This is a genomic window from Haemophilus sp. CCUG 66565 (assembly GCF_001679495.1).
GTDB lineage: Bacteria > Pseudomonadota > Gammaproteobacteria > Enterobacterales > Pasteurellaceae > Haemophilus > Haemophilus haemolyticus_K.
Genome location: NZ_LZOX01000018.1, coordinates 1 through 14,802, shown reverse-complemented (window position 1 = coordinate 14,802; position 14,802 = coordinate 1). Strand labels below are relative to the sequence as shown.

The following is a 14,802-nucleotide window of genomic DNA, read 5'->3' as shown; positions in this document are numbered from 1 at the left end:
TGCGGTCAATTTTTTACTATTTTTACAACATAAATAATGCTAAGAATAAAACAGCAAGTATCATACCTGGTGCGGTACGTTTTACCATTTCTACTGGGCTTACCATCGCAAGGCCTGCACAAACGATGGTTACGCCTGCAATTGGTGAAGCTGTACGACCAATTGCACCAGCAATGGCTGCTGCCATACCAAGATTTACATGAGTGTAACCGAGTTCTACAGCATGTGGTGTGACGGCACTGTTAAAGGCAATTGCTGCAGCATCGCCAGAGCCTGTAATTAACCCCATTAAGAATGGTCCAATTGTTGCGCCCCAACGTACAAATTCGTTAGATTCTTTTAAGAAAGAAATTGCAGCATCAACTGCGCCCGTAGATTTTAATCCTGCTACAAAAACACTGGCTGCAATGATGATACCAAGTACGTTTGCATAAGAATTTCCCATACCATTGAAAAATTCTTCAGTAATTTTTACTGGGGAAATGCGAGTTACGATAATGCCGTAAATTGCGCCAATAAGCATCGCTTGAGGCACACCCATTTTAGTCCATTCAAGACCTGGTACTTGTTGTAATGACGTTCCACCAATTACTAAAATAACTAATGGTATTAATGGTGCAAGGGCATAAAGTACATTGACGCCTTCAACAACTTTAATTTCACTTTCTTTTTGTTCTGCAAGATAAGCTTGGCGATGTTGTTCACCATAATCTTTAAAAACAAGAGCAAGAATTGTTAAAACAACCGCACCTATAGCTCCCGCAATCATGCTATATGGCGCATGTGAAAGGTTTACTTGAGCGATAGTTAAGCCTGACATTTCACTAATCATTGCTGAGTGAGAAGAACCCGGGCTCATCATTGATCCAAAAGTCCCTGCTAAAATAGCTGCCCCAGCAGTAGCTGGTCGAACACCCGCACTTTTTAAAACAGGAATTAATGTTGCACCAACCGCAGCAGCACAACCAGCAGCAGAAGGAATAGCAATATTGATGAAAAAGGTGATGACGGTTGCAATCGGAATTAAGAAGAATTTTAATCCGCTTAATGGTTTGGTAAGTAAATGTACCAGATGAGTATCACATTGAGTGTATTTCATTACATAAGCAAAACCCATACTAGAACAGATAGCCATAATTAATCCGCCAGATGTCATGCTTTTGGCAAAAGCATCTAATGCGCCCATTGGATTAAGCGTCAGAATGGACATAATTAAGCCGACACCAATCAAAACGGTTCGGGTTTCGGCTTTTTTAATCAGAAAATAAATTGTGGCAATAATGCCAATCACTGCAACGATGGATTTGAATAATTCCATTATATGTTCCCTTTAAGTTAATAAGAAAAAGTTGTATTGATGTCAAATGTGCCACATTCCATATTTTCACTGAAGCACAAAATAGGGTTTTCACCCAATACAGTTGCCATTTCATTTTGTATATGAAGCGCAGAACCTTCAGGTAAGGCATATACAAATGCAGTTGGATTAACGAGTAAAAATTCTGCCAAACGTTCTTCTCGGCTTTCTCCATTGTGGCCTTGCATTTTACCTGAAATAAAGTGCGGATTAATTTGATGAGGAAAAAGTTGTAATGCTTGAAATGAAGGAGGATAAGTAATCGGCATATCATTAGTTGTCATAATAGATGCGCCAGCTACATTGGCCCCAGCACTCCAACCAAAATAAGGTGTACCGTTATTTACTTTTTCACGAATGATATCAATCAAATTGTGTTCATAAAGCTGTTTTAACAAACAAAATGTATTCCCGCCGCCAATAGCGATGACATCTGCTTGTTCAATGATATCTCGATGCTGTTTACCATGATGAACAGAAACAATATTCATCCCTAAATCAGAAAGTGCATTTTGCACAGTTTTTTCATATTCATCAAAAGTGCGACGTACCCCAGCATAAGGTACAAAAGCAATTGTTTTACCACGATAATCAGACAAGAAATTTTGTAACCAAGGTACGGTGTGTTCTAGATAACCTGTATTCTTGTATTTTGAGCTACTGAGCAGTAACATGTTTTTCATTTTCTACTCCTTTATTAGAGGCATTTAGCAATACCGATATTACGCTTAGAAAAGGTTAATTTTCAACGAAAAATTATTATTGTTTGACGAATATCAAAAAATAAACCGTGTCAGGAGAAAACTATGTCAATTAATCTTAATCGTGTTCAAAATTTAATTGAAAAACTAGCTTTTATTTCATCAGTACCAAACGAGCTGACTCGCTTAGCTTTTACAGAGGAGGATGAAAAGGCCCATAATATGATTATTGAATTATGTAAAGAATATGATTTATCTATTCGTCGAGATTCAATTGGAAATCTTTTTATTCGTAAGGCTGGTAAAGAAGATTTTTTACCTGCAGTTGCATTCGGATCACATATTGATACGGTTGTGAATGCTGGTAAATTTGATGGTCCTTTGGGATCTGTTGCTGGGTTGGAAATTCTTTTGCAATTGTGTGAACAGAATATTCAGACTCGCTATCCTTTAGAATTGATAATTTTTACTTGTGAAGAATCGAGTAGATTTAATTTTGCTACATTGGGTAGTAAAGTTATGTGCGGCATAGTAAATCAAGAAAAATTAAGTTTGTTACGTGATAGACAAGGAAAGGGTTTATCAGAAGCTATGTCTGAAGTTGGAATGAATTTTAATTTGGTTAATCAAGCAAAACGTGATGCAAATGAATTTAAATGTTTTTTTGAACTTCATATAGAACAAGGCCCTCGTTTAGAGAATGAAGGAAAAACAATAGGTGTTGTGACAGGTATTGCTGCTCCAATTCGTGCAATTGTTAAAATTAAAGGACAAGCGGATCATTCAGGAGCAACAGCAATGCATTATCGTCATGATGCATTGTTAGGAGGATCTGAACTATCACTTGCTATTGAGCAAGCGGCTATTCAAGCTGGACATTCTACAGTAGCTACAGTAGGTAATATTACAGCTAAACCAGGAGTAATGAATGTTGTGCCAGGATATTGCGAATTATTAGTAGATATTCGAGGTACACATGTACAAGCTAGAGATTCTGTATTTGAATTATTACAAGAAGAAATTAGTAAAGTTTCAGAAAAAAGAGGATTATTAATTGAGTTACAACTTATTTCAAAAGATAATCCAATAGTATTACCTGAAAATATGGTAAACCAAATAGCTGAAACAGTTCATTCCCTTGGTTATTCTTACGAAATAATGCCAAGTGGTGCTGGACATGATGCAATGCATATGGCAACACTTTGTCCTACAGGTATGATTTTTGTTCCATCTCATTTGGGAATTAGTCATAACCCTCTTGAATTTACTGATTGGAAAGATATAGAAGCAGGAATTAAAGTTTTACAAAAAGTTATATTAGAACAGGCTGAAGTTTGTTAATTGTTATAAAAAACTAGTATCAATAATACGAGTTTTTTTATAAAGGCAACTCAGTTGTTGATTTAACCGTTTTTAGAGTAACTTCTGATTTTAAGGTTTTAATGCCAAGCCTAGAATTGAGATAGGTGTTTTTGATGTAATTAAATTGATCAAGATCGGATACATTGAGTTTCAATAAGAAATCAAAGCTACCAGCCATAAAATGGCATTCGGTAATTTGAGGGATTAATTTCACTTCAAAAATAAACCGCTCTTTTAATTCAGGATCTTCTTCAAAGAAAGAGCCTAATGCATAAACGATGAGATTACAATTTACTTTCTTGGGATTCAATAAGGCAACATAACTATCAATTACGCCGCTTTCTTCCAGTTGATTTACTCGGCGTAAGCAAGCTGAATTTGAAAGCCCTATTTCGTTGGCAAGTTCATTATTTTGTAATCGACCATTGCGTTGCAATGCTTTAAGAATACGGGTATCAATATTATCAAAGCGTTTTTTAAGCATAGTAAATCCTTTTTATGCTAACAAAAAAGATAACCTAGTATAAAAGAAACCGCCTAGAAAAACTGTGATCTAGGCGGCAATTTGACTAATTAAACGCTATATAAGGATACTTGTACTACCAGTAAAATAGATCCGATTAGTAATAAGCATCCAATCATCGGCATGACGAATTTAACCCATCTATCAAATGGAATATGCAACATTTGGAGAGTCACCAATACTAATCCTGTTGGTGCCAAGAATAGCATTGCATATTGTCCCCAGTTGTAAGCGGAAACCACGATATCGCGTGGAATACCCACTGAGTCAGCAAGTGGTGCCATAATTGGCATTGAAAGCACGGCTAAGCCTGAAGAAGACGGTACGATTAAGCCTAGGAAAATAAATACGACTAATTGACCTAAGATGAATACGCTACCTGGCATACCACTAACTACATTAGACATATAATCAAGGATGGTGTCAGAAATCATACCTTGTTCGAGTACTAAGTTTACGCCACGAGCAAGACCAATGATTAAGGACACTCCTACTAATTCTGATGCACCTTCAGTGAAAGATTCCACAATATCTTTTTCAGACAAGCCACTGATAAACATAATGATGATAGTAATGGCAAGGAAAGATGCAGCCATTTGAGGGAACCACCATCCGCCAACCATTACACCCCAAATCATAATAGGGAATGCAATACAGAAAAGCGTTAAGATTAATTTGCGACGAGCTGAGAATGCGATAGTTGCATTTGGATCAAAGTTCTTCATATAACGTTGGCGAAATTCTTCGCGATCGTCATAAGTGAAAGAAAAACTTGGGTCAGCTTTGATTTTTTTACAGTACCAATAAAGATATGCGATTACGCAAGTTGCGCCTAAAACTAAACCTAGAGCACGGAAACCAATACCTTCAGTAAATTGAATACCAGCTGCATTTGATGCGATAACAACAGAGAATGGGTTAATTGTAGAGAATGCCGTTCCCATAGATGAAGCAAGGAATATAGCCCCTACACAGACTATTGCATCATATCCCAGAGCCAAGAATACAGGTACCAGAATTGGATAGAATGCCACGGCTTCTTCCTCGATACCACAGGTTGTACCGCCTAGCACCATTAAAACGGATACGCTGAATACAATAAAAAACTCATTACCTTTGGTTTTCTTTGCGAGTGCCATCAAACCAGCATTAAAAGAACCAGTGCGGTTAATGACACCAATCATACCACCTAATACAAAGATAAAGACCATAACATCAACGGCTTCGATGGTGCCTTCCACCATACTTTTGGTGATATCTTCAATGCCTTTATGGTGTTGTTCTACTCGTTGATAAGTACCAGGAATCGCGATTGGTTTTTTGATCACGCCTTCGGTGAAGTTGGAGAGTTTAATTTTGATATTGAGATTATCAAGAGTGTCTGTTGTGGCGGGATAAGTCTTATCGTCAACGCCATAAGCTTTGACTACAAAAACATTATCAGTGGAGTTATATGTTAATTTTGAATATGAACCGGATGGAATAACCCAGGTCAATCCAACAGCGAGAATTAATATTGCAAATAAAATTGTAAACGCTGATGGGAAATTAAACGTTTTTTTCTTTTTGGACGCATCCATAGCGAGCTCCTTATGTTTAACGTTTAAAGTGCGGTTGGTAAAAACATCGGTTAAACCGACCGCACTTTTACTTTGAGAATGATTTCTCAAAGTTCTTTTATTATTTAAGCATAATAGGATATACCTTCAGCTTTTTTCGTAATACGAGTACCAGCTTTTCCTTTCACAATGTCCACAATATCAGATAAAGAGCCTATTACTGCATCTTTTCCTGTTTGTTTCGCAAAGTTGATCGCGGCTTGTACTTTCGGCCCCATGGAACCTGCAGCGAAACCAAGTTCTGAAATGGCTTCAGGTGATGCGACAGAAATTGCTTTTTGAGTTGGTTTACCCCAATCTACGAAAGTTGCGGAAACGTCTGTTGCGATGATAAATAAATCAGCATCAAGATTTTCTGCAAGTAAAGCTGAACATAAATCTTTGTCGATAACGGCTTCAACACCTTGTAAATTATGGTTTTCATCATAATAGGTCGGGATACCGCCGCCACCCGCACAAATTACGATACTGCCTTTTTCAAGTAACCATTTTACTGGACGGATTTCAAAAATACGTTTTGGCAATGGACTTGGCACAACGCGACGATATTTATCACCATCTTGTGCAATAGACCAATTTTTTTCTTTTGCCAAACGTTCAGCTTCTTCTTTCGTATAAACAGGGCCAATTGGTTTAGTTGGATTTTTAAAAGCTGGGTCGTTGATATCAACTTCTACTTGAGATAATAAAGTTGCAAATGGCACTTCAAATGGAACTAAATTACCGAGTTCTTGTTGAATCATATAACCAATCATTCCTACTGATTCTGCACCTAATACATCTAAAGGATAGGTTGGCACATCAGTATAGGCAGCACCTTGTAAGGCGAGTAAACCCACTTGTGGGCCATTACCGTGCGCAATAACTAATTCATTGTTTGGCCAAACTTTAGCAATTTGTTCACAAGCAATGCGAACATTTTGTCGTTGATTTTCGGCTGTCAGCGGCTCTCCGCGTCGTAATAACGCATTACCACCTAATGCAATCACTATTCTCATACTGCCTCCTTATGCCAAACTTGCAACCATTACTGCTTTAATTGTGTGCATACGGTTTTCTGCTTGTTCAAATGCAATGTTCATTGGAGATTCAAATACATCTTCAGTCACTTCAATACCATTAGCTAATTCAGGATATTTTTCAGCAATTTGACGACCAACTTTGGTTTCGCTGTTATGGAAGGCAGGTAAGCAGTGCATAAATTTCACTTTTGGATTATCAGTGCGTTTCATTAATTCAGGAGTGACTTGATAAGGAAGTAATAATTTAATGCGTTCGCCCCAAGTTTCTAATGGTTCACCCATTGAAACCCACACATCAGTATGGACAAAATCTACACCTTTTACCGCTTTGTCGATATCTTCAGTTACAGTAATACGAGCGCCACTTTCTTTCGCAAATTTTTCGCACATTTCCACAAGACTTGCTTCTGGTAATAATGCTTTAGGTCCACAAATACGAACATCCATACCTAATTTTGCACCAATTAATAAAAGTGAATTACCCATGTTATTGCGAGCATCTCCAATATATACATAGCTAATTTCGTTTAATGGTTTGTCGCAATGTTCAATCATGGTAAGTACGTCGGCAAGCATTTGTGTTGGGTGGAATTCATCGGTTAAACCATTGAATACTGGCACACCAGCATAATCAGCAAGTTCTTGAACGATACTTTGTTTAAAGCCACGATATTCAATGCCATCATACATTCTGCCTAATACGCGGGCGGTATCTTTCATACTTTCTTTGTGGCCAATTTGGGAGGAGTTAGGGTCGATGTAGGTGACTTGAGCGCCTTGGTCATGAGCGGCGACTTCGAATGCACAACGTGTGCGGGTGGAGGTTTTTTCAAAGATGAGCGCAATATTTTTGCCTTTTAATGTTTGTTGTTCTGTGCCTGCATATTTGGCTCGTTTTAAATCTCGGGAGAGATCTAAGAGATATTTAATTTCACGTTCTGTGTGATGAACAAGACTAAGTAAATGTCTATTTTTCATATTGAAAGCCATAATAATCTCCTTGTGTTTTGACTATCCATTGGGAATAAACATACATCATTCGATGATACTGTTTGTTGTTCGAACAATTGTATTGTAAGAGAGATAAAATGAAATTTGTTATCGTATTTCAGCTGGTAATGTAAAAGATATCGAATTTTATTGCGAGGTTTTTAGTGTTATTAGAATTTATGTTTTTCTAAACTAGAAAATCAATTCATTATTGGTATTAGCTTAATCTAGATCAAACAAGTTCTAATTAATTAAAATTTCCTTTTGTATCTAGTAGAAAAAAGGTTTTATCATTTTTTCCATAAATCTGAGTGATTTTATCGGGTTTATAACGAAACTTTCTATTCTAACAAAAGGACTTAATTATGTACTGTGTACAATGTGAACAAACTATGCGTACTCCAATGGGTAATGGTTGTAGTTACTCTCAAGGAATGTGCGGTAAAACTGCGGAAACTTCTGATTTACAAGATCTTCTTATTGCAACTCTGCAAAGCTTATCTGCTTGGGCTATTCAAGCAAGAGATTTAGCTATTATCGATAATGAAATTGATGCTTTTACAGCACAGGCATTTTTCTCTACCTTGACTAATGTAAACTTTGATTCTCAACGTATTGTTGAATATGCGCAACAAGCCATAGCTTATCGCGATAATTTAATGAAACGCTGCCGTACACTAAATCCAAGTATTGATATAAACCATCCATTAGCTCATTTACAGCTTGAAGGTGAAACGATTTCTGATTTAACAAAACAAGCTGCAAATTTTGCCCTAAATTCTGACCGCACTTTAATTGGGGAAGAAGTACATGGCGTGCGTATGCTTTGTTTATACGGTTTAAAAGGTGCGGCTGCTTATATGGAACATGCCCATGTTTTGGGTAAATTTGATAATGAGGTATATCGTCAATTCCATGAGTTTATGGCGTGGCTAGGAACGAATCCAAGTGATCTAAATGAATTGCTAGAAAAGGCGCTTGGCATCGGTAATATGAATTTTCAAGTAATGAGTTTATTAGATGCGGGTGAAACAGAAGCATTTGGTCATCCTGTTCCAGCAACAGTAAATGTGAAGCCTGTAGCAGGAAAATGTATTTTAATTTCTGGTCATGATTTAAAAGATTTAAAAGCACTTTTAGAACAAACGGAAGGAACAGGGATAAATATTTATACTCATGGTGAAATGTTGCCTGCGCATGGTTATCCGGAATTGAAAAAATACAATCATTTGGTTGGTAACTATGGAAGTGGTTGGCAAAATCAGCAGAAAGAATTTGCGAAATTCCCTGGTCCTGTAATTATGACCTCTAACTGTATTATTGATCCTAATGTTGGTAATTACGCAGATCGTATTTATACCCGTAGTATTGTGGGCTGGCCTGGTGTAACGCACATTGAAGATCGTGATTTCAGTCAAGTTATCGCGAAAGCACAAGAAATGGCAGGATTCCCTTATGATGAATTAGAACACAAAATTACCGTTGGGTTTGGTCGTCAAACTTTATTAGATGCTTCAGATGCGGTGATTAATCTTGTTGCTGGTGGAAAATTACGTCATGTTTTCTTAGTGGGCGGGTGTGATGGTAGCAAAGGTGAACGTAGCTATTACACTGATTTTGCTCGTCAAGTACCGGAAGATTGTGCGATTTTAACTTTAGGTTGTGGTAAATATCGTTTTAATAAATTAGATTTTGGTGCTATTGATGGGTTACCTCGCTTGTTAGATGTTGGGCAATGTAATGATGCGTATTCTGCGATAATGCTTGCTGTAAATCTTTCACAAAAACTTGGTATTGGCGTTAATGAATTGCCATTAACACTAGTGCTTTCTTGGTTTGAGCAAAAAGCTATTGTTATTTTGCTTACCTTATTGGCGTTAGGTGTAAAAAATATCTATACAGGGCCGACTGCTCCAGCATTTTTAAATGATAATGTGATGGCATTATTAAATGAAAAATTCGGTTTGCGCGGTTTGACCACTCCTGAACAAGATATGGCAGAAGCTTTAGCTAAATAACATTTCATAGAAAAGTGCGGTCGATTTTTTAATTTGTAGTATTAGTTTTATAAACATTTTAAAAATCCACCGCACTTTTTTCTATCTTCAAAGAGAAAATTCTATGTCAAATAATCAGAATCCGTTGTGTTATAACGAAATGCAGGTACATGCTATTCATCAGGAAACTGATGATGTCTATACAATTGAATTAATAGCACAAGATTTTTACTCTTATGAGCCTGGTCAGTATACTTTAGTAAGTATTCGTAATACACCAAATATTGTACGTGCTTATACGCTATCGTCTACGCCAGGAATGAGCCGTTTTGTTACTTTAACCGTTCGCCGTATTAAAAATGGAGTTGGTTCTAATTGGATTACGTCCGAAATTAAAGAAGGTGATCAAATTTGGCTATCCGATCCAATGGGTAAATTTACCTGTACCCGCATTGTAAGTGATCGATATTTGCTTGTGGCTGGTGGATGTGGCGTTACGCCAATCATGTCTATGACTCGCTGGTTATTAAAAAATAAACCAGGTGTAGATGTGGTTGTATTATATAGTGTCCATTCGCCTAAAGATGTTATTTTTAAACGAGAATGGACATTACTGAAAGAACAATTTCCACAGTTAAAATTATTTATTAATGCTTCTGTTGATGCGGACGAAGGCTTTATAGCTGGACGTTTAAATAGTCAAATGTTATCTGACCTTGTACCGAATATAGCTGATTATACAGTGCTGACTTGTGGCCCTGAAAGTTATATGCGTGATTTACGTGCGATGACAGAATCCCTAGGTATCCCATCTGAGCGTTTCTTTTTAGAGCAATTTCATTCTTCAGCAGAAAATTGTATGTTAGATAATAGTAAACAAGTGACGTTTTCTATTACTAATCCAGTACCTCAAACTTTTTCTGTACCTGTTGGAAAAACATTGTTAGCTGCTTTGGAAGAGCATAAAGCACCGATTATTGCAGCTTGTAGAGAAGGTATTTGTGGTTCTTGTAAAACTTTAGTGGTGAGTGGTGATTATGAAGTGAGTTCAAACGGACCGCTAACAGAAGACGAAATTAAACAAGGTTATGTTTTAGCGTGCTGCTGTCAAATGAAAGGAAATATATCAGTTGATTTAATGCCTTAATCCTTAATAAAGTGCGGTTATTTTTATTACGGTTTTTTATACATTGATCTTAGACAAGGGCAATTTGTATATTTAGTGATATGATAACCGCAAATTATTTTTTGAGGTTTTTATGAATTTACCTTTTCGAGCAATGGTGTCTGATTTAGATGGCACACTTTTAACACCTGAACATTTAGTCGGTGATCTTACCATTGATACGCTGAGAGCATTAGAGCAAAACGGTGTGGATATCATTTTAGCAACGGGGCGTAACCATACCGATGTGTCATCCATTCTTGGAAAAATTGGTGTGGAACGAGCGGTTATGATTACATCAAATGGTGCTCGTGTACGGGATTTACAGGGTAATTTGCTTTATAGCAACAGCTTGCCTGAAGAATTAGTTCTAGAGCTTTACAAAACTCCATTTAATACTTCCAAAGTATGCATGAATAGCTATCAAGATGAAGGTTGGTTTACTAATAAAGATATTCCTGCAATGCGTCAGTTCCATAAAGAATCTGGATTCGATTATAACGTAGTTGATTTTTCCAAACATCATGGACGTGGGACAGAAAAAGTTTTTTTTATTGGTAAAACTCCAGAGGATTTAGTTGAAGTAGAAGCTTATTTACGAGATAAGTTTGGTGACGTAACGACAATTGTTTATTCAGCATTAGCTTGTTTGGAAGTAATGAATAAGAATGTTTCAAAAGGCGATGCATTAAAACATTTACTCGAATCACGAGAATATGAGTTAAAAGACTGTATTGCTTTTGGTGATGGAATGAATGATGTAGAAATGCTTTCTTGGTCTGGTAAAGGCTGTATCATGCAAGATGCAGATATTCGTTTAAAAAAAGCTTGTCCAGAGTTAGAAGTTATTGGCTCAAATAAAGAAGAATCAGCCGCTCGTTATTTGCGAACTCAATTTGGATTAGATTATTAATGCAGGCATTATTATTCATAAGTTGTGGCGCAATATTAGGCGCGTCATTGCGTTGGACTATAGGATTGTTATTTAATCCTGTATTTTCTTCGTTTGCTTTTGGGACTTTAATCGCTAATTTGCTTGGTTGTTTAATTATTGGTGTATTACTTGGGCTTTTTTGGCAATTCCCACAAATTAGTGCTGAATGGCGGTTATTTTTAATTACCGGTTTTTTAGGATCGCTAACCACATTTTCTTCTTTTTCTTCCGAAGTTGTGGAATTATTTTTTAATGACAAGTGGTTAAATGGATTTTGTGTATTGATGATGCATTTATTCGGATGTTTAGCTATGACTGTGTTGGGCATTTGGATATATAAAATTTGCTCTCAACTTTTACATTAATCCCATTCACTTTGGTTTTTCCCAATTAAATCAGCAAATTCATCGCTACGAAATCCATGTGATAGCATATATTGCCAAATTTTTTGTTTTATTTTAGGCGTTTGCTGTTCGTTGTAATTTGGGAATTTTTTACGTAACAAGTTCTCTGCCATTTCATACCAATCAATTTCTGATTCTATTAAAACTTCATCAATAATATCAGAAGACACACCTTTTAATTGGAGTAATTCTTGTCGAATTCTTCCTACACCATAACCTTTTTGTGCGCGTGAATTTATATAATTTTCTGAAAAACGACGATCGCTTTGCCAATTTTTTGCCTGGCATAAAGATAATGCATCATCAATTTCTTCTTCTGAAAAGTTCTTTTCCTGCATTTTATTACGGAGCTCGAATTCACTATATTCTCTGTGAGAAAGAAGATTAACGATGTAATTAAAAGCGAGGGATGACAAGGAATGGTTCCTTTATTTTTATTGAGTTAATATAAAGTGCGGTTAAAAATGACCGCACTTTTGGCGTTGATAATTTGATTTATTCAAAATCACTTTCTGATTCGGAACTATTTTCAGATTGTTCAATGTCAGCCATTAAAGCTTGTTCTGGATTAGCTACTAATTCTGCGCGTAAACGAGCTTCTAACTCATCTGCTTTTTCTGGATTTTCATTGAGCCATTTCATTGAGTTAGTTTTACCTTGGCCAATTTTTTCTCCATTATAGGCATACCATGCACCTGATTTCTCTACAAGCTTGTGTTTTACACCAAGTTCTAATAACTCACCCGCTTTTGAAATCCCTTCACCATAAAGAATTTGGAAATCTACTTGACGGAATGGTGCCGCTAATTTGTTTTTCACTACTTTTACGCGAGTTTCATTCCCAATAATATTTTCGCCATCTTTTACAGAACCTGTGCGACGAATATCTAAACGAACAGAAGAATAGAATTTTAATGCATTACCGCCAGTGGTAGTTTCTGGATTGCCAAACATCACACCTATTTTCATTCGGATTTGGTTAATAAATACAACTAAACAGTTTGCATTTTTTATTTGGCCAGTAAGTTTACGCAAAGCTTGTGACATTAAACGAGCCTGTAGTCCCATATGGGAATCACCCATATCCCCTTCAATTTCAGCTTTTGGTGTCAGTGCGGCAACGGAGTCAACAATGATTACATCAATTGCGCCAGAGCGAACTAATGCATCACAGATTTCAAGTGCTTGTTCACCATTATCAGGTTGAGAAACAAAAAGTTCTTTTACATCCACCCCAAGTTTTGCTGCATAAATAGGATCAAGGGCATGTTCTGCATCAATAAATGCACAGGTTTTTCCCGCTTTTTGCGCTTGAGCAATGACGGAAAGAGTTAATGTTGTTTTACCAGATGATTCAGGTCCGAAAATTTCTACAATTCGTCCCATAGGTAAACCACCAATTCCTAGTGCAACATCTAAACCAAGTGATCCAGTAGAAATAGATTCTACATCTAACGTTTTGGTATCGCCTAACTTCATAATTGAGCCTTTACCAAATTGTTTTTCGATTTGTCCTAATGCTGCAGCTAGTGCTTTTTGTTTTTCTTCTTGAGTCGCCATAAGTGAATTCCTGTTTGAATGTTCAAGTTTTTCGTGATTATATCTGTATTGATGTACAGGTCAAGAGAAATTTCTATATTTTATGAAAAATGTGAACTACAGCTCAGAATTAGTTTTGAATATTTATAGATAAATAAAAATAGTTAGAAATAAATTTGCTTCTTTTATCTCTATTTTATGTTGTAAGAAGGATTTTTACTATATTGATTATTCATAGTAATTTAAGTGTTTTTTTTAAAATAAATTTTATTTTGCGATCAGGTTCACAAAATTGAAATTTATTTTTAGGTAATGAAAACAGTTCGTGATATAAAAAAAAGCAGAAGTACTTCTACCGATTTTTTCAACAAATTATTCATTTTGGAGATATATATGAATATAAAAGACGAACATATTGATGTAGTTTGCTCTCTGTTAGATCAGTTGGTAGGAAATGTTACCTCCAGGAACCTTTTTACAGGATATGGGTTATTCCATAAAGGAGAAACGATGTTTGCAATTTGGCAAAATAAGAAACTCTACTTGAGAGGGGAGGGAGAGTTAGCATCTTATCTTATTAGGCTTGGTTGTGAGCCTTTTACAACAAATGAAGTAAATAAACGCTTTGTTCTTTCTCAGTATTATGCTTTATCTAATCAGGTTATAGGTGATAATACATTATGTAGAAAACTAGTAATTCTATCTATTAAACAAATTCAAAAGCAGAAGTTAAAGCGTATATTAAATAAACTAAACCGTTTGAAAGATTTGGCTAACTTGACTATTAGGCATGAGAGAGCGCTAATTAAAGCTGGTATTTTAGATGTTAAAATGCTGAGGGAAATTGGCGCAGAGAATGCTATGGTTCGATTAAAAAAAGCAGGAAGTGGTGCTACTTTAGATTTCTACTGGAAATTAGTTGGAGCATTACTTAATAAAAATAGCCAAATGTTCACTAAAGCAGAAAAAGAAGCTTTATTAAAAAAATTGAATGAAGTTTTGAGGGCTAACGGTTTAAAGGGTTATAGAAAATTAGATGATGAGTAAAATTTGCGCGTTCAAATAAAATTTCTTAAAAAGGGGTTGCAAAGGGTTTTAAAACGCCTATAATGCACCGCACACAACGACGCACTGTTGTGAAGTATTTAAGTTTACAAGTGCGTCGTTGTTTTTTGCTCTTTAACAATAT

The 14,802-nt window shown here is 36.2% G+C and carries 14 protein-coding genes; 6 read left to right on the top strand and 8 right to left on the bottom strand.

Annotated features, from left to right (window positions below; translation table 11 throughout):
- Positions 1 to 22: 22 nt before the first annotated feature.
- Together dcuC and pepE are read right to left on the bottom strand one after the other, a co-directional pair.
- A complete protein-coding gene (gene dcuC, locus A9501_RS09115; protein ID WP_005638348.1) occupies positions 23 to 1,318 on the bottom strand; it encodes a C4-dicarboxylate transporter DcuC in 1,296 nt (431 codons plus the stop codon).
- Positions 1,319 to 1,335: 17 nt separating this feature from the next.
- Positions 1,336 to 2,040, bottom strand: a complete 705-nt coding sequence (gene pepE, locus A9501_RS09110; RefSeq protein ID WP_065265651.1) for a dipeptidase PepE — start codon at positions 2,038 to 2,040, stop codon at positions 1,336 to 1,338.
- Between the two features lie 123 nt (positions 2,041 to 2,163).
- Between pepE and A9501_RS09105 the strand changes: the two genes are divergently transcribed.
- Positions 2,164 to 3,399, top strand: coding sequence for a Zn-dependent hydrolase (locus A9501_RS09105; RefSeq protein ID WP_065265650.1), 1,236 nt, complete (start codon positions 2,164 to 2,166; stop codon positions 3,397 to 3,399).
- Positions 3,400 to 3,436: 37 nt separating this feature from the next.
- Here the strand turns inward: A9501_RS09105 and A9501_RS09100 are convergent, their stop codons facing one another.
- From A9501_RS09100 to A9501_RS09085, 4 genes are all read right to left on the bottom strand, one after another.
- On the bottom strand, positions 3,437 to 3,904 hold the full coding sequence (locus tag A9501_RS09100; RefSeq protein ID WP_065265649.1) for an Lrp/AsnC family transcriptional regulator: 468 nt from the start codon (positions 3,902 to 3,904) through the stop codon (positions 3,437 to 3,439).
- Between the two features lie 89 nt (positions 3,905 to 3,993).
- Complete coding sequence (locus A9501_RS09095) at positions 3,994 to 5,523, bottom strand: YfcC family protein (protein WP_005658950.1); 1,530 nt, start codon at positions 5,521 to 5,523, stop codon at positions 3,994 to 3,996.
- Between the two features lie 104 nt (positions 5,524 to 5,627).
- Positions 5,628 to 6,560 carry a carbamate kinase gene (gene arcC / locus A9501_RS09090; RefSeq protein ID WP_046953375.1) on the bottom strand — a complete coding sequence of 311 codons (933 nt, stop codon included), beginning with the start codon at positions 6,558 to 6,560 and terminating at the stop codon, positions 5,628 to 5,630.
- A gap of 9 nt (positions 6,561 to 6,569) precedes the next feature.
- Positions 6,570 to 7,574, bottom strand: a complete 1,005-nt coding sequence (locus A9501_RS09085) for an ornithine carbamoyltransferase (RefSeq protein ID WP_065265648.1) — start codon at positions 7,572 to 7,574, stop codon at positions 6,570 to 6,572.
- Between the two features lie 365 nt (positions 7,575 to 7,939).
- Between A9501_RS09085 and hcp the strand changes: the two genes are divergently transcribed.
- From hcp to crcB, 4 genes are all read left to right on the top strand, one after another.
- The gene (gene hcp / locus A9501_RS09080) at positions 7,940 to 9,592 is read left to right on the top strand and encodes a hydroxylamine reductase (protein WP_065265647.1); all 1,653 of its coding nucleotides are present in this window, start codon (positions 7,940 to 7,942) and stop codon (positions 9,590 to 9,592) included.
- 103 nt (positions 9,593 to 9,695) lie between these two features.
- Entirely contained in the window at positions 9,696 to 10,718 is a 1,023-nt protein-coding gene (hcr, locus tag A9501_RS09075; protein ID WP_065265646.1) for an NADH oxidoreductase, read from the top strand.
- Between the two features lie 112 nt (positions 10,719 to 10,830).
- Positions 10,831 to 11,649 carry a Cof-type HAD-IIB family hydrolase gene (locus tag A9501_RS09070; protein ID WP_065265645.1) on the top strand — a complete coding sequence of 273 codons (819 nt, stop codon included), beginning with the start codon at positions 10,831 to 10,833 and terminating at the stop codon, positions 11,647 to 11,649.
- A complete protein-coding gene (gene crcB, locus A9501_RS09065) occupies positions 11,649 to 12,035 on the top strand; it encodes a fluoride efflux transporter CrcB (protein WP_065265644.1) in 387 nt (128 codons plus the stop codon). Before A9501_RS09070 ends, crcB begins: the two co-directional genes overlap by 1 nt.
- Here the strand turns inward: crcB and recX are convergent.
- Together recX and recA are read right to left on the bottom strand one after the other, a co-directional pair.
- Positions 12,032 to 12,490 carry a recombination regulator RecX gene (recX, locus tag A9501_RS09060; RefSeq protein WP_065265643.1) on the bottom strand — a complete coding sequence of 153 codons (459 nt, stop codon included), beginning with the start codon at positions 12,488 to 12,490 and terminating at the stop codon, positions 12,032 to 12,034. The two genes, crcB and recX, sit on opposite strands and share 4 nt — an antisense overlap.
- 79 nt (positions 12,491 to 12,569) lie before the next feature.
- On the bottom strand, positions 12,570 to 13,634 hold the full coding sequence (gene recA, locus A9501_RS09055) for a recombinase RecA (RefSeq protein ID WP_009499645.1): 1,065 nt from the start codon (positions 13,632 to 13,634) through the stop codon (positions 12,570 to 12,572).
- 372 nt (positions 13,635 to 14,006) lie between these two features.
- On the opposite strand from recA, the gene tfoX reads away from it, so the two are divergent.
- Positions 14,007 to 14,660, top strand: coding sequence for a DNA transformation protein TfoX (tfoX, locus tag A9501_RS09050; protein ID WP_083071934.1), 654 nt, complete (start codon positions 14,007 to 14,009; stop codon positions 14,658 to 14,660).
- Positions 14,661 to 14,802: the final 142 nt, after the last annotated feature.